We start from the raw sequence: 13,835 nt of genomic DNA, 5'->3' as shown, positions 1-13,835 counted from the left end.
CATCGCGATGAAAACGCGCGCACACCAGTCGCTTCAGGACGAGACCTACGCGACGCTGCGCAGATGGTTGAGCCTCGGACGCTTCGTGCCCGGCGAGCGGCTGCGCATCCACGCCCTCGCCGAACAACTGGGCGTGGGCGAAATGCCGGTGCGCGCGGCACTCGTTCGGCTCGCGGCGGAATCGGCGCTCGTGAACCTGCCCAACCGCGGCGTGCTGGTGCCGCAACTCACGCGCGCGCAATTCGACGACGTGCTGAACGTGCGTGTCATGCTCGAAGGCGAGGCGGCGAGTCTCGCCACCGCGCGACTCACGGACGACGAAATCGCACAACTCGACGCGCTGTGTGCGCAAATGGCCGATGCGCTGGTGGAGAACAAACCCACGCGCTATCTGGACGTCAACGAAGACTTTCACCTCGCGCTGTACCGCGCGAGCGGATCGCCGCTGCTAGTCGAGCTGATTGAGACGGTGTGGCTGCAAGTCGGCCCGATCTCGAACCTGCTGTTCGACGACAGCGGTTTTGCGGCATCGCTCAACGATGCCCACGATGGCTTGATGCGGCGGCTCAAGCGCCGCGATGCGGAAGGCGTGCGGCGTGCGATTGAACGTGACCTGCGGCACGCTGCGCAGCAGTTGCGCAAGCACTGTTTGCCTGAGGCATCCGATGTATGTGGCGATAGGCCAGGCGGTCTGCGCGTGCGTACACCGGTACGCCGTCGCTCGTCTCAGGCGAAACCGCGGAGTTGATCGTCCGGTTAGAGATGTTCAAGCGGACCGCGTCCATTTCCGGTCCACCCATGCATCCGCAGTTCCCCAAAAAAACGCGCACACGAGAAGTTTCCCGCGTGCGCGTCACATCTTGCATCACCAGACACCCCACATCCACCGCACAACGCATCACTCAGAACCGGTGACGCAACCCAACCGCCGCGGCGACCTGATTCTGTGTCGACGACGGCGGCAGCGTGCTGATCGCCGCGACGTTGGGCGCCGCCGTCCCATCGGGGTTCAGACCGAGCGAGCCGGTCGCGTGCTGGTAGACGGCCGCGACATACACATCGGTGCGGCGGCTGAATGCATAGTCGCCGCCGAGCATCGCCGTATGCCATTTCGGGAACTGGTTGCCGCCCGTCACCGCACCGCCACCCGATTTGCCGTCCGAGAACGTGTACGAACCGAGCACCGCGATCGCCGGGGTCACGCTGTACGTGCCGTTGATTTCATAGTTGTTGATGTTCAGCCCCTGCCCTGTCGTGATCGACGGCGAGACGCCGCCTTGCGCAATCCCGGCGAGGTTGAAGTACTGGGAGCGCGTGAACAGAAGACCGACCTTCGCCGGTCCGAACGCGTACGTGCCACCGATACCATACGAACGCTGCGTCTCCGCAAGGATGGTTGCCGACGCTGCATTCAACGTGCCGGCCGTATTGAACACGGCGTTCGGATTGTTGTTGATCTGCAGATAGGCCGCCCCAACGCTGAGCGGGCCGTTGTTATACGTCGCGCCGAAGCTGTATGAGCGGTTATTCGCGAAGTCCGTCGAGTTGCTGAAGCCGTACATGCCGCCGAGCTGGAAACCCGAATAGTTCGCGCTGGTGTACTTGATCGTGTTAGCGAGCGAGTAAAGCGCGGCGACGTTGTCGTTGTTGAACGGATGACCTGCGACCTGGACCCCGGCGTTCTGCCCCGCCGAAGACAGCGGCCCGAGGTCTTCGGCCACAAAGTCATACTGGCGACCCAGCGTGAGCGCGCCATACTGGTCGCTCGCCAGGCCCACAAAAGCCTTGCGGTTGAACATCGTGCTTGAAGTCCCAAGCGTGCCGTTGTTCAGGTTGAAGCCGTTCTCCAGGTCGAAGATCGCCTTGAGCCCGCCGCCGAGATCTTCGACGCCCCGCAGCCCGAAATACGTCGGGGATAACGCGCTCGAACTCTGCACCCAGGCGTGGCCGCCGCCAGCCACGTTGTTCACGTAGACGATACCTGCGTCGAGCGAACCGTACAGTGTGACGCTGCTCTGCGCGTGAGCCGCGCTTGCAGCGAAGAAGCCCATCAGGCTTGCGGCCAGAATTTTCTTTCTCATGCTTCTTGACTCCAAGACAGTCCAGAGGACGACGTTTCGAAATCCACCGCCCATAAAGGCGCGGCGCCGTGGTTTCCTTTGTCGTTTCAAGCGGCTCAGTTTGTACAGAACCGAAGCGGCCGCTTTTCAGCTATTGCTCTTTTGGGCACTTTTTTGTGCGCAGACGTACGACGCTCGCCGTCATCTGTTGTCTTTTTTCGCGACTGAAATGGCGAATAAACGCAATAATCTGGAAAGCATTAAATCGGTATCAGAAACTGCGTGCCCGGCAATCGCGTGGATTCAAATCTCGACCACACAGGCGGCCAGTTTATTCATCCGGCGCGGGCCACGCATACAAAAATTCCACAAGCGTTGGAATAAAGACACACTTTATTACCGTTTATAAAATGGACTTCAATCAGTCCGCATATTCGACGATTCAAACAACGCTTGTTTGATTACATCGAGAATTGCCAATAGTTTCCGCATCCGATTCCGCAACGCCTTCCCGAGCGGCTCGAATTCGCTGGACTCCAGACTTACAGCAAAATGCATCACCAAAGACGCACGATTTTTGCTTTGCATTGCTGAGCAGAGAGTGGCGCAAAAGCTCAAAAAATACTGGACCAATCAGAAATTACACGTGATGCACCAAATTGGGATGCCGCCCGATTTTTATTCATTCCGGCTTACGATTGCTTTTCTCGATAGAGAACGAAACCTTTGCGCCACAAGAAATAATCCCGATTATCGAACCGCTCACCTTTTTCTCGCAATCCTCAATCGAATTTCCACCATACGTTTGCAGTAGCAACACCCCTGTCACTGCTTTCATGCCATCTGGTTAATTCCAGCCGGATCGCTCTGGTTTCCGGCTAAGTTTTGCTGGCACGCCGGTCGCCGAATATCGACGCCATAATTCGCTTAAAAAAATCTTTCACGCGATCAAACGTTAGCGAGCGTTATAGACGGGCAAGATCGCAAGCCTCAGAGTTGGTATCCTTGGCGGCACGCGAGCCCGCCCCGGGGCTCGACCCTCACGTCCGGCACGCGCGATGCACGATCCGCAAGACAATCTCTTCGCCTACCTCACCTCGCTCCAGCAGTCCGCCGTGAGTGCGCTCAAGCGCCTGCCGCTCAAGAGCCGCGCGGCACAGGGCACGCTGATGGCGCTGCGCGCCGTATGCGGCGCGGGTCTCGCCTACAGCATCGGCCGCGCGCTGCACACGGAGCAGGCGTTCTGGGCCGCCATTACGGCCATCGCCGTCACCCAGCACGACTACGCCGACACGCTCAGCCAGTCGCGAGACCAGCTCATCGGCGCGTTCGCGGGCGGCGTCGGCGGCTTCGCGGCCGCCACGCTTGGCCATGAAAACATCGTCGTATATCTCGTCGCAGTGGCGATCGTGATCACCGCGTGCTGGTGCCTGAACGTGGGTACGGCCGCCCGACTCGCGGGCATCACGACGACGATCGTCCTGCTCGTCCCGGCGCACGGTCCGGTGTGGGACGTCGCGCTGTTCCGCGTCGCCCAGGTCGCGCTGGGCATGGTGTGCGCGCTGCCGGTCTGCTGGCTCTTCGAGTATGCGGAGCGCCGATGGCTGCTTGCCTGAATCAACCATCGGGAAACAGTCCATCTGCGCTCGTGCACGAATCGGGGCCGGTTTAGCGGCGATAATCTCGGCCGCAGTGCGACGATGATTGACGGTGAGTAACACGCACGCGCCGGTGCGGCCCGTGCGCGCAGTTCGCAACGATTCGCACCCGCACCAGCCAAATCGTGCGACACTCTGGCGCCGCGCGCCTGTCTGGGCCGCGTCCACGACGCCCACCGTCCAACCGCACGCATCATGAACATGACTTCCCGTAATCCTCTCCCGGCCACCCCGAACGCAACGCCCAGCAAGTCGCTCACCCTGCTCCAGTTTCTGGCGCTGATCGGCGTAGCAGGAATCGCGGTGTCGCTCGCGGCCCGGTACTTTCTCTAAGCGCGGCAGTCCTCCGGATAGCCCGCCCCGTTTTTGCCCATGTACAAGAAAGGCGTTGCCCTCGAAATCCAGTTTTCCCCCGAACGCCTGAATGACGGCGCAGGCGATCCCTTCTGGATCGACCTCACCGCCGACGAGGCCGCCCGGCTGCTGAAGACGCTGCAGACCCAACTTGACGCCCGCGAGGGTGGCACGTCGGCGCCGCTCGTCGTCGCGCTCGACACGCCGCCCGCGAACGATGCCGACGCGCCCCAGGTCACCGCGGACGCGAACACCGCGTCTTCTGGCGACGGCTTCAAGCAATGGGTCTGCGTGATCTGCGGCTGGGTCTACGACGAAGAGACCGGCGCCCCCGACGACGGTCTCGCGCCCGGCACACGCTGGGCCGACGTGCCCGACGACTGGCGCTGTCCGCTCTGCGACGTCGGCAAGGAAGATTTCGCGCTCGTCGAGTTCTGAGTGCTGCAAAGCCTGGTACGCCGTCGCGCGTGCCGGATGCGATGATCAGCGCAAACATCCCCGATCACGATCTCACGCCGGGTAACGCGCGGGGGTACTTTTTGCATGCACGTCCGGTGTCGAACGAGTATCGAGCCGCACCGTGATCTCACGCGCCGAATACCGCTCAAGCTCAAACGCGCCACTTCGATCGAGCGCGCAGTGAGCGGCACGCGCTACGCGGGCCAGATTTAAGGGTCGCAGCAAAAAAGGGCGTTTCCGACATGCGCACCGGAACCGAACTACAATGCATGCCGTCCGATGTAATGCTGCGCTGCCCGCTCCGAACATGCCCCGTTTTCCGCGAATCGCCCCCTATTTGCTGAGTCCGCTTCTCGCGGCGGCTGTCGTCGCCGTGAGCGCGTGCTCGTCGACGAAGCCCAAATTTTCGGACGATCAGTTGCTGAGCAGCGCGCCGAACCAGTTCTCGCACAACTTCAACTATGCGAGTGCCGAAGCCTGTGAAGCGTCGCGCCGCGCCCTGCTGAGCCAGGGCTACATGACGACGATGACGCACAACGACACCGTCGACGCCACCAAGAACTTCCAGCCCGAGAGCGATTCGCACATCGTCGTCGAAGTGCACGTGGTCTGCACCGACGGCGATGCCTCGAACATGAGCGTGGTCTACGTGAACGCCGTGCAGAACGGCTATGCGTTGAAGAAGAGCGACACTTCGGCCAGCGTGGGGCTGTCGATTCTGGGGTCGGTTTCGCTGCCGATCCGCTCGAATAGCGACTCGATGGTCAAGATTTCCAGCGAAACGATCCAGTCGAAGGTTTTTTACGAACGTTTCTTCGAGCTGGTCGGCCGCTATCTGGGCACAGCCGCGCGCAGCGAGGCGGTGCCGGACACGGGTGCGATCAAGATCACGCCACTGCCGCCGATCGTTTTGCCCGCGACTGCGGCGGTCAGCACACTGGCGCCACAGCCGGTGACGGTGCCGGGCGCGGCAACGCCTGTGCTTGTGCCGGTCGTGCCTGCCGTCGCAGCGGGCGTGCAGCCCAGTGTGGCGGCAACCGGCGCGACAGCGAGCACGGCGCCTGCGACGACACTCGCGCCCGCCGCCGTCGCACATTCCACCAGCACCGCGCCTGCCGCGATATCGCCGGAAAGCAGGGCAACCGCCGCAACGCCGGCGGAAGCGCCTGCGGCTTCCAGTTCGGCGACTGTCTCTTCGGCAGCGGTTTCGCCGGCTCCGGCGCTCAACGCCAGCAGCGCAGCATCGTCAGCAACGGTGCCCGCTAAACCTTAAGCGCCTTAAGCACCTTAAGTACCCCAAACACCTGAAACACCGCAACGCTGTGTGAGGTGAGCGCTCGCTCACGCGCCCTTCGCTGCATGGCGTCGTGCGGAACCCTCAGCCCAGCCCCGCCATCATCGCCCCCATTCCGACCAGCAGGCTGCCCATCAGCCGGTTCACCGCGCGAGCGCGCTTCGGCCGTTGCAGCACGTGGCGCAGCCGATGCGAGAAAAGCGCCATCGACGCCACGCCAAGCGCAAACAGCACGACAAACGTCGCCGCCAGCACCAGGTATTGACGGTCGGCGCTCCATTGCGCGCCGGTGCTCATGAACTGCGGAAAAAACGACGGAAAGAACAGCAGCGTCTTCGGATTGAGCCCCGACGTAGCGAAGCCGCGCCAGAACAGGCCGCGCTGCTGGCTGGCACCGGACGCATCGACGCCCGGCTCGGCGAGTGCGCCGCTGCGCCATTGCTTGAAGCCGAGCCAGACGAGATAAGCCGCGCCGAGCCAGCGCAGCATTGTTAGCGAGTGCTCACTAATGAGAAGCAGCGAATTGAGGCAAAGCGCAGTCAGCGCGAGCTGGAGCAGCACGGCGGCCGTCCCGCCCCAGACGCAGGGCAGCGCCCGGCGCCAACCGGCGCGCAGTGCCTGACTCATGGTTAGCACGTTCACGGGACCGGGGGTGTAGACAAGTACGAGCGCGGCGGCGAGAAAGGACAGATACAGCTGGATCGACATCGTTGTTCTTGTGCGTAAGGCAATGGAATCGGCGTATTTACATGCCTTCACGCCCTTCGGACGCTCCTCGTCCCGCGGATTTCGCGCGAAACGTCCGGCGGCCGCCGCGATAAGACGGCATCCGGGCCTGACGGGCCGCCGCTGCTCGTGGCAGCGGCGGCGCGCCCCGCGTCGGCGAGGTGGCCGCACGGGTCGTGCCGGGCGTGAAGGCATGTCGGAAAATATACCGCCCAGCCCCCTGTAAAGGCTTCCGTTTTTGCGCAGATTGACGCCCAGTGCAGAACGCCCTTCCGGTAATATTCGAATTCACTGAACGAAATTCTTTTTCACCGTGACCACCCGCGAACGCCCTACCCGAACGCTCGACAGCCAGGACCACAAGATCCTGCGCGCACTGCAGAAGAACGCACGCGTCTCGAACGCGGAACTGGCCGAACAGGTGGGTATGTCGACGACGGCGTGCTGGAATCGCACCCGCCAGCTTGAAGCCGATGGCTATATCGATGGCTACGTTGCCCTCGTGAACCAGCAAAGGTTGGGCTACGCGGACATCGTGATTCTGGAAGTGACGCTTGACCGCCACGAGGACGACGCCCTCGCGCGTTTTGGCGAAGCGCTCGCCGCGCTGCCCGAGGTGCTGGAGGCCTATCTCGTCTCGGGCGAGTACGACTACTGGATCAAGGTTGCGGTCGACGGGACCGCGGGTTACGAGCGCTTCCTGCGCGAGAAGCTTTATCGCATTGCAGGCATCCGGCACAGCCGGTCGATGTTTGCGCTGCGCTGCATGAAGGACGTGCCGTCGATGCAGGTGTAGCCGGTACGCCTCGATCGGCTGCGTCGGCATCGGGCGCGTCTTGATTCGCGAAGCGCCCGATGACCGACATTGACCGACATGACGGCGCGGCGTTTGGTGTTCAACGCCGCCGTTCAGACGCTCACGCTGCGATCTTGCCGGCGCTCGCGCCCTCCACCGACGCCACGCCTGCACGCGCCAGGCGGATCGCGTCCATCAGCGCCGCATGCTCACCGACGTGATTCGCCAGCAGCAGGATCAATTGTGCGTTGGCCGACTGGCTTTGCGCCTCGTCCAGATCGCGGTGCATGTCGATGAGCGCTTCGTAGAAGTCGTCGGGGCGCGCCAGGTTCGGTTGAGTATTGAGCATCGTTGTCTCCTGTCGACCAGAGTTAGCGCTTTAGCGCTTACTCTGGTCCCATGCAAAGCTAATTCATTCGAGCGGACCACGTGGCCGTGGTCCGCTTCTCGTTTTACGCCGTGCCCTGCACGCACAAAGTCCGCTTGAGCGCGGCTTCGACGCGAGCCGCATCGAAGCGTTTGAAACGAGCGCATACGTGCTGGTCCGGACGGATCAGGTAGAACGCGCCGTCTTCGGCACCGTAACGCCGCGCCGCGAGCCCTCGCACGTCGCGAAGGATCACAGCCGTTTCCGGCAGGCCCGCGGGCACCGCGGCATCGCCCTCGAGTATCACGACGAAGGCGAGCGGCATCGGTCCGCGCGCGAGCGTCTGCAATGCATCGAGTGATTGAGCATCCAATGGCGAAGCCCCACGACAGAACACGAGTCCGGTGAAGCGGTCGCCAAGGTGCGCGAGCAACCAGTCTTCGCGTCCGTCGCCGCTTAGCACCGGCGCATCGGCGCATGAAGCGCCCGGTTCCATCGATGAGCTGAACGCATCTTCGTCAGGCGTGTTCAACGGCGATTCGCGCAATACCGCCGGCACCGAAAGCCGTCCGCTGTTCACGAGCTGCCGCGCAAACGCGTGATCGCGAGCGAGCGTGAGCACGGCATCGCGGAACACACGGCTCACCGCACTCTTCGGCGTGATGAAGTCGGTCGAGCGCGTGGAATTGCGCAGGTTTTCGTCGGCGGCATATTCGCGTTCGCTGCCATACGTGTCGAGCAGCGCGTCGGGTGCGCGGTCCTCCAGCACAGCAGCGAGCTTCCACGCCAGGTTCTCGCCGTCCTGGAAGCCGCTGTTCGCGCCGCGTGCGCCGAACGGCGAAACGAGGTGCGCCGAGTCACCCGCGAACAGCACATTGCCGTGCCGGAAGCTGTCCATGCGCAGACACGAGAACGTGTAGATGCTCACCCACTCCAGTTCGAACTTCACGTCCGGACCGAGTAGCGCGCGCACGCGAGGGATCACGCGCTCGGGCGTTTTCTCGACCACCGGATCGGCGTCCCAGCCGAGCTGGAAGTCGATACGCCAGACGTTGTCGGGCTGGCGATGCAGCAGCACCGACTGGTTCGGATGGAACGGCGGATCGAACCAGAACCAGCGTTCAGTCGGGAAGTCCGCTTCCATCTTGACGTCGGCGATCAGGAAGCGGTCCTTGAACGTGCGGCCATGACTATCGAGGCCCATCATCGTGCGCACGGGGCTGCGCGAACCATCCGCCGCGACCACGTAGCGCGCGAGCAGTTGATACGGGCCATCGGGCGTGTCGACGGTCAGTGCAACGTGCGCGTCAGCCGTGCCAGGTGTGCCGCGTTGCGCGACGCTCGTCACCTTGTTTTTCCAGCGGATTTCCAGGTTCGGCAGTTCTTGCGCGCGCTCCAGCAGGAAGCCCTCCACGTAGTACTGCTGAAGATTGATGAACGCCGGGCGATGATGCCCGCTCTCCGGCAGCAGGTTGAAGGTGTAGACAAGCTCGTCCTTGCGGAACACCTTGCCGACGTTCCAGCTCACACCCTTCTCGACCATGCGGTCGCCGCAGCCAAGCCGGTCGAAGATGTCGAGCGAACGCTTCGAGAAGCAGATGGCCCGCGAGCCCGTCGAGAGCGTGCAGTCATCGTCGACGAGCACCACGTTAACGCCTTGCTGCGCGAGATCGATGGCGGCGGCGAGGCCCACAGGCCCTGCACCGATCACGGCCACCGGATGCGTGTTCGCCTTTGCGTTCGCGCTCTGTTCGTAGCAGGGTGTGTAGTCGAACGTCAGCGTCTGATAGTCGATCATCGGTGTGTCTCCCGGTCTCTTCTTTTTGTCGTGTCGACTGGAGTTAGTGGTTTAGCTGTCGGCCGGTGTTAGCGCTTTAGCTGTCGACCGGAGTTAGCGCTTTAGCGCTTACTCCGGTCCCATGCAAAGCACTTACACCGGCCCCATGCACAGCACTTACTCCGGTCCCATGCAGAGCTGTCGACTGGAATCAGCGCCAAAGCGCCAACTCCAGCCCCATCCCCTCCTGCTACATCACCCCTGCAACGCGTCCCACATTTCCTTGTCGCGCTGCGCAGTCCAGATGCGCGGATGCTTGATGCCACTGGCTTCGTCATAAGCACGCGAAACATCGAACGGCAGGCAGTGCTCGTAAATGAACACGTGCCCGAACTTCGGATCCATCGCTTCGCGCGTGAGCGCCATCGACGCTTTCAGATCGAGCTTGCGTTCCACCGCCTTGTGGCCTTGCGCGAGCAGCGTCGTCACGAAATCCTTCGTGTAATCGAGGCCCTTGTTCACTTCATCGGGCGTCAGGAGCGCGGGGCCGCGGCCCGGCACGAGCTTTTCGGGGTTCAGCGCGCGCAGCGCTTCAAGCGTGGCGGGCCAGTCGGCGAGTTGCGCGTCGCCGCAATAGCAGGCGGCGTCGTACTCCACGAGGTCGCCCGAGAACAGCACCTTCTGCGACGGCAGCCACACCACGGTGTCGCCCTTCGTGTGACCAGCGCCCAGGTGCGCGATCTTCACTTCGAGCTTGCCGAGGTAAAGCGTGATTTCTTTTTCGAACACGAGCGTCGGCCAGGTCAGGCCAGGCACGGTCTCGACGCCCGCAAAAAGACGCGGGAAGCGCTCGATCTCGGACTTCATGTCGGCCTCGCCGCGCTCGACGATCATCTCGTACGTGCCGCGGCTCGCGATGATCTGCTGCGCGCCTTCCTTGAAATACGCCGATGCACCCAACACGCGAACTGCGTGATAGTGCGAGAGCACGACGTACTTGATGGGCTTGTCGGTGACACTGCGGATCTTCGCGATCAGATCATGCGCCATGGCCGGCGTCGCCGTGGTATCGACGATCAGCACGCCGTCGTCGCCGATGATGACGCCCGAGTTCGGATCGCCTTCCGTCGTGTACGCGTAGGCGTTTTCAGAGAGCTGCGTAAAGGTGACCTGCTTCTCTTCGAGGTCGGCCTGGGATGCGAACGCCTTTGCCATCGTGAGTCTCCGTATCGAGGGACGTTTTGCGGAACGCGAGGCGAGAGGGCGCACGGAAGCGCGCGAGCGGCGCCAGCCGGTCAGTCAGGATGTCTCGCCCCGTGTTGGAATGAATCGATTGTGGTTCTGCTGGGGTGAGGCCATCTTAGGCCCCCTCCAGAAAATTTGTCAATAGCGAATATACTCGCTATAAATTAACGAACGGCAGCAGTCGAAGCAGCCGATATGGGCCGCCCGTTCGGTTAACATGAACCCCTTTTTCAGCCAGAGACCAGGTGTGAACAGACGTCGCAACGAGCACGAAGCGATCGCGCCGCCCGAGACGGCCGCCGGGCGCACGCAGCGCGGCATCCAGAGTGTGGAGGTAGGCGGCCGGATGTTGCTCGCGCTCGCGCAAGCACGCGCCCCGCTTGCACCCGCCGATCTCGCGACTATGAGCGAGTTGCCGTCGAGCCAAGCGCATGCCTATCTGGTGAGCCTCACACGCCTTGGCCTCATCAAGCGCGACGCGCTATCGGGCCGCTACGAGCCGGGGCCGCTCGCACTACGCCTCGGCCTCCTGCATCTCGCGCAACAGCCTGCCTTGCGCGAGGCCGTGCCGCGCGCGGCGGCGCTTGCCCAGACGCTCGGCTGCAGCGTCGCGTTGTGTATCGCCGGACCACAAGGGCCGACCATCGTGCGCTACGAGCACGCGAGTCTGCCGCTGCATGTGAACCTGCACGTCGGTACGGTGATGTCGCTGCCGGGAACGTCCACGGGCCGCGTGTTCTGCGCCTGGTTCGCACCCGACGCGATGCGTGCAATGTGGACGAACCAGGCCGCCCAGACCACCCAGCGCGCTACGCACGCACAACGCGATGCCGCGCTCGAACCAGCCTCCGACGCTGCGTTCGCCGCCACGCTCGACACCATTCGCAAGCGCGGTTTCGAAACCGGCGTCGATGCGCCGAGCCCCGGCGTAAGCAGTGTCTGCGTGCCCGTATTCGACGAAGCGCAAGCACTGCGCCTCACGCTGACCGCCATCGGCGCGAGCGCTTCGCTCGACGTGCGCGCGTCCGGTGCGGTGGTGCGTGCGCTGCGCGATGCAGCCTCTGCGATCGGCGCGGCTGCCTTTCCCTCGACTTCGACTCTGCCATGCCCCGAACAAGCTCCAAGCCTGCGCGCGTAGCGCCCGCCGAACCGGAAGTCGTTGCCGCGGGATCGGCCGACAAACCGCAACGGGGCATCCAGTCGCTCGACGTCACGGGTGAGCTGCTCGCCGTGCTCGTCGCGGCTGGCACACCGCTCTCCCTGCGCGACCTCGCGGCGGCAGCGGGCATGGCGAGCGCGAAAGCATTTCCGCATCTGGTGAGTCTGCAGAAGATCGGCCTGCTCGGCCGCGACGCGGCGGGCCGCTACGAAGCGGGACCACTCAGTCTCGAACTCGGCCTGCTCGGCCTCGCGCGCCTTTCGCCGGTGCGTGAAGCCGATGCGGAACTCGTCGGGCTCGCCGCCGCGACCGGCATGAGCGTCGCGCTGGCTGTGCCGGGGCCGCTCGGGCCGACGGTCGTGCGGCTCGAGGAATCGGCACTGCCGCTGCATGTGAGCCTGCGGCCCGGCACGGTGATGTCGCTCGTGAACACGTCGATCGGACGCGTGTTCGCCGCGTGGCTCGACAACGATGTGCGCGACACGCTGCTCGCGCAGGACGGCTTGCGCCTTGCGGGCGAAACGCGCGGTGCCGCTGTGACGGCCGCGTACCGCAAACGACTCGCTGAAATCCGAACGGAGGGTGTCGATACGGCGCTCGACAAGCCGATTCCAGGCATCAGCACGGTCGCCGCGCCGGTCTTCGATCACACCGGCAACGTGTGTCTCGTGCTCGCAATGATGGGCCCCACAGGCACAATCGACACCGCGCTCGGGGGCACGCCCGCGCAGTTGTTGATCGCCGCAGCACAGCGGCTCTCGCGACGCTTCGGCTATGTGGAAGGGGCGACGGTCGCCGCGCTGTAGCGGGATTCGATTCGCGGAAGTGGGTGCGCCCGCGCAGTTGCGGATTGCCGCCACACAGCGGCTCTCGCGGCGCTTCAGCTACGTGGAAGAAGCGGCGGCAGCGCTATAACCGCATTCGATTCGCGCGCGGTGGGCGCGCGATGGAGGCACGTCCCGTGCACGAATCGACTGCACTGCCAGAAATGCCCAGGCGACTATTTCGCCCCGTCGTCAGACGCCTCAGCCACATCCCCATTACTGCGCGCCTGTGCGTCGCGCATTTTCGCGAGCGTCTTCGGCCCGAGGCCGAGCGCGACGCCGATCGCGAGCGCGTCGATCACCGCGAGATGAGCGATGCGCGACACGCCCGGCCCGTGCGGTTCCGTGGCAGCGGGCACGCGCAGCAGCAGCGGAATATCGACGACCCACGCGAGCCGCGAACCCGCACTGGTGAGCGCGATGGTGGTCGCGCCGCGTTCCTTCGCGATCTGGATGCTCTCGTTGACTTCGACGCTGCGCCCCGAATGCGAAATCGCGAATGCCACATCGCCGGGTTCGAGCAGGCCGGCATAAAGCCGCTGGAGATGCGCGTCGGTGAATGCGCTCGCGGCGACGTCGAGCCGCAGCATGCGCAGCGCCGCGTCCTGCGCGACGAGCCCGGAGCCCGCGCCCACCCCGAAGAAGTACACGCGCCGCGCGCTGCCGAGCGCCGCCACGGCCGCCGCGAACACGGCGGGATCGAGTGACGCGCGCGCGTAAGTGACGCCTTGCACAACCGACTCGGTCACCTTGTCGAGCAGCGTGCCGATCTCGTCGCCGCTCTCGACTTCAGCCAGCGACGACGCATACGGCAATCCACCGGCTGCACTCTGCGCGAGCCGCATCTTGAAGTCGCGCAGGCCGTGCGCGCCCACCGCGCGGCAAAAGCGCGTGACCGAAGGCTCGGACACATCCGCGCGCAGCGCGAGTTCGGTGATGCTCGCGCGCATCGCGAAGTCGACGTCGCCCAGCACCATGTCGGCGACCTTGCGCTCGGCAGGCCGCAGCGACTCGGCGACGTCGCGGATGTGATGGATCAGGTTGGAGACCGGCAAGCTCAATATCCCGTGGATTGACCAATGCGCCCGATTTTTCAAGCCTCGTTCAGCTTCGAAT

At 63.8% G+C, this 13,835-nt stretch carries 15 protein-coding genes; 8 read left to right on the top strand and 7 right to left on the bottom strand.

Going from position 1 to position 13,835, the window contains the following annotated elements:
* Window positions 1-7 precede the first annotated feature (7 nt).
* Window positions 8-748 (top strand): GntR family transcriptional regulator, encoded by a 741-nt coding sequence (locus L0U80_RS15850; RefSeq protein WP_233866380.1) that lies wholly within the window; start codon window positions 8-10, stop codon window positions 746-748.
* A 154-nt stretch (window positions 749-902) separates the two neighbouring features.
* Here the strand turns inward: L0U80_RS15850 and L0U80_RS15845 are convergent, their stop codons facing one another.
* Both L0U80_RS15845 and L0U80_RS15840 read right to left on the bottom strand, forming a co-directional pair.
* On the bottom strand, window positions 903-2,081 hold the full coding sequence (locus L0U80_RS15845; RefSeq protein WP_233866377.1) for a porin: 1,179 nt from the start codon (window positions 2,079-2,081) through the stop codon (window positions 903-905).
* A 661-nt stretch (window positions 2,082-2,742) separates the two neighbouring features.
* Window positions 2,743-2,898, bottom strand: coding sequence for a hypothetical protein (locus tag L0U80_RS15840; protein WP_233866374.1), 156 nt, complete (start codon window positions 2,896-2,898; stop codon window positions 2,743-2,745).
* A gap of 220 nt (window positions 2,899-3,118) precedes the next feature.
* On the opposite strand from L0U80_RS15840, the gene L0U80_RS15835 reads away from it, so the two are divergent.
* The 4 genes from L0U80_RS15835 to L0U80_RS15820 all read left to right on the top strand — a co-directional run bounded on the left by L0U80_RS15835 (window position 3,119) and on the right by L0U80_RS15820 (window position 5,804).
* Window positions 3,119-3,676 (top strand): FUSC family protein, encoded by a 558-nt coding sequence (locus L0U80_RS15835; protein WP_233866371.1) that lies wholly within the window; start codon window positions 3,119-3,121, stop codon window positions 3,674-3,676.
* 237 nt (window positions 3,677-3,913) lie between these two features.
* Window positions 3,914-4,051 (top strand): hypothetical protein, encoded by a 138-nt coding sequence (locus tag L0U80_RS15830; RefSeq protein WP_233866368.1) that lies wholly within the window; start codon window positions 3,914-3,916, stop codon window positions 4,049-4,051.
* Between the two features lie 39 nt (window positions 4,052-4,090).
* On the top strand, window positions 4,091-4,510 hold the full coding sequence (locus tag L0U80_RS15825; RefSeq protein WP_233866365.1) for a rubredoxin: 420 nt from the start codon (window positions 4,091-4,093) through the stop codon (window positions 4,508-4,510).
* 328 nt (window positions 4,511-4,838) lie between these two features.
* Complete coding sequence (locus L0U80_RS15820; protein ID WP_233866362.1) at window positions 4,839-5,804, top strand: DUF2242 domain-containing protein; 966 nt, start codon at window positions 4,839-4,841, stop codon at window positions 5,802-5,804.
* Between the two features lie 105 nt (window positions 5,805-5,909).
* On the opposite strand, the gene L0U80_RS15815 is transcribed toward L0U80_RS15820, so the two are convergent.
* Entirely contained in the window at window positions 5,910-6,533 is a 624-nt protein-coding gene (locus L0U80_RS15815; RefSeq protein WP_233866359.1) for a LysE family translocator, read from the bottom strand.
* Between the two features lie 331 nt (window positions 6,534-6,864).
* Here L0U80_RS15815 and L0U80_RS15810 point away from each other — a divergent pair, with 331 nt between their 5' ends.
* A complete protein-coding gene (locus L0U80_RS15810) occupies window positions 6,865-7,347 on the top strand; it encodes an Lrp/AsnC family transcriptional regulator (protein ID WP_233866343.1) in 483 nt (160 codons plus the stop codon).
* Window positions 7,348-7,468: 121 nt separating this feature from the next.
* On the opposite strand, the gene L0U80_RS15805 is transcribed toward L0U80_RS15810, so the two are convergent.
* The 3 genes from L0U80_RS15805 to L0U80_RS15795 form a co-directional block, all read right to left on the bottom strand.
* Window positions 7,469-7,696 (bottom strand): DUF2783 domain-containing protein, encoded by a 228-nt coding sequence (locus L0U80_RS15805; RefSeq protein WP_233866340.1) that lies wholly within the window; start codon window positions 7,694-7,696, stop codon window positions 7,469-7,471.
* Between the two features lie 103 nt (window positions 7,697-7,799).
* A complete protein-coding gene (locus L0U80_RS15800) occupies window positions 7,800-9,512 on the bottom strand; it encodes an FAD-dependent oxidoreductase (protein WP_233866338.1) in 1,713 nt (570 codons plus the stop codon).
* A 234-nt stretch (window positions 9,513-9,746) separates the two neighbouring features.
* Entirely contained in the window at window positions 9,747-10,706 is a 960-nt protein-coding gene (locus L0U80_RS15795; protein ID WP_233866336.1) for an MBL fold metallo-hydrolase, read from the bottom strand.
* Window positions 10,707-10,983: 277 nt separating this feature from the next.
* Here L0U80_RS15795 and L0U80_RS15790 point away from each other — a divergent pair, with 277 nt between their 5' ends.
* Both L0U80_RS15790 and L0U80_RS15785 read left to right on the top strand, forming a co-directional pair.
* A complete protein-coding gene (locus L0U80_RS15790) occupies window positions 10,984-11,874 on the top strand; it encodes an IclR family transcriptional regulator (RefSeq protein WP_233866334.1) in 891 nt (296 codons plus the stop codon).
* Entirely contained in the window at window positions 11,841-12,701 is an 861-nt protein-coding gene (locus L0U80_RS15785; RefSeq protein ID WP_233866332.1) for an IclR family transcriptional regulator, read from the top strand. The genes L0U80_RS15790 and L0U80_RS15785 overlap by 34 nt, the downstream gene beginning before the upstream one ends.
* A gap of 194 nt (window positions 12,702-12,895) precedes the next feature.
* On the opposite strand, the gene L0U80_RS15780 is transcribed toward L0U80_RS15785, so the two are convergent.
* Window positions 12,896-13,774, bottom strand: coding sequence for a MurR/RpiR family transcriptional regulator (locus tag L0U80_RS15780; protein WP_233866330.1), 879 nt, complete (start codon window positions 13,772-13,774; stop codon window positions 12,896-12,898).
* Window positions 13,775-13,835 lie beyond the last annotated feature (61 nt).

This window comes from Paraburkholderia adhaesiva (assembly GCF_021390575.1).
In the GTDB taxonomy this organism is placed as follows: domain Bacteria; phylum Pseudomonadota; class Gammaproteobacteria; order Burkholderiales; family Burkholderiaceae; genus Paraburkholderia; species Paraburkholderia adhaesiva.
This window is presented reverse-complemented; position numbering and strand designations above follow the sequence as displayed.

Excerpts from the sequence above, each read along its gene's own strand:
- L0U80_RS15850 (WP_233866380.1), top strand. The coding sequence starts at position 8 with ATGAAAACGCGCGCACACCAGTCGCTTCAGGACGAGACCTACGCGACG.
- L0U80_RS15845 (WP_233866377.1), bottom strand. The coding sequence starts at position 2,081 with ATGAGAAAGAAAATTCTGGCCGCAAGCCTGATGGGCTTCTTCGCTGCA.
- L0U80_RS15840 (WP_233866374.1), bottom strand. The coding sequence starts at position 2,898 with ATGAAAGCAGTGACAGGGGTGTTGCTACTGCAAACGTATGGTGGAAAT.
- L0U80_RS15835 (WP_233866371.1), top strand. The coding sequence starts at position 3,119 with ATGCACGATCCGCAAGACAATCTCTTCGCCTACCTCACCTCGCTCCAG.
- L0U80_RS15830 (WP_233866368.1), top strand. The coding sequence starts at position 3,914 with ATGAACATGACTTCCCGTAATCCTCTCCCGGCCACCCCGAACGCAACG.
- L0U80_RS15825 (WP_233866365.1), top strand. The coding sequence starts at position 4,091 with ATGTACAAGAAAGGCGTTGCCCTCGAAATCCAGTTTTCCCCCGAACGC.
- L0U80_RS15820 (WP_233866362.1), top strand. The coding sequence starts at position 4,839 with ATGCCCCGTTTTCCGCGAATCGCCCCCTATTTGCTGAGTCCGCTTCTC.
- L0U80_RS15815 (WP_233866359.1), bottom strand. The coding sequence starts at position 6,533 with ATGTCGATCCAGCTGTATCTGTCCTTTCTCGCCGCCGCGCTCGTACTT.
- L0U80_RS15805 (WP_233866340.1), bottom strand. The coding sequence starts at position 7,696 with ATGCTCAATACTCAACCGAACCTGGCGCGCCCCGACGACTTCTACGAA.
- L0U80_RS15800 (WP_233866338.1), bottom strand. The coding sequence starts at position 9,512 with ATGATCGACTATCAGACGCTGACGTTCGACTACACACCCTGCTACGAA.
- L0U80_RS15795 (WP_233866336.1), bottom strand. The coding sequence starts at position 10,706 with ATGGCAAAGGCGTTCGCATCCCAGGCCGACCTCGAAGAGAAGCAGGTC.
- L0U80_RS15785 (WP_233866332.1), top strand. The coding sequence starts at position 11,841 with ATGCCCCGAACAAGCTCCAAGCCTGCGCGCGTAGCGCCCGCCGAACCG.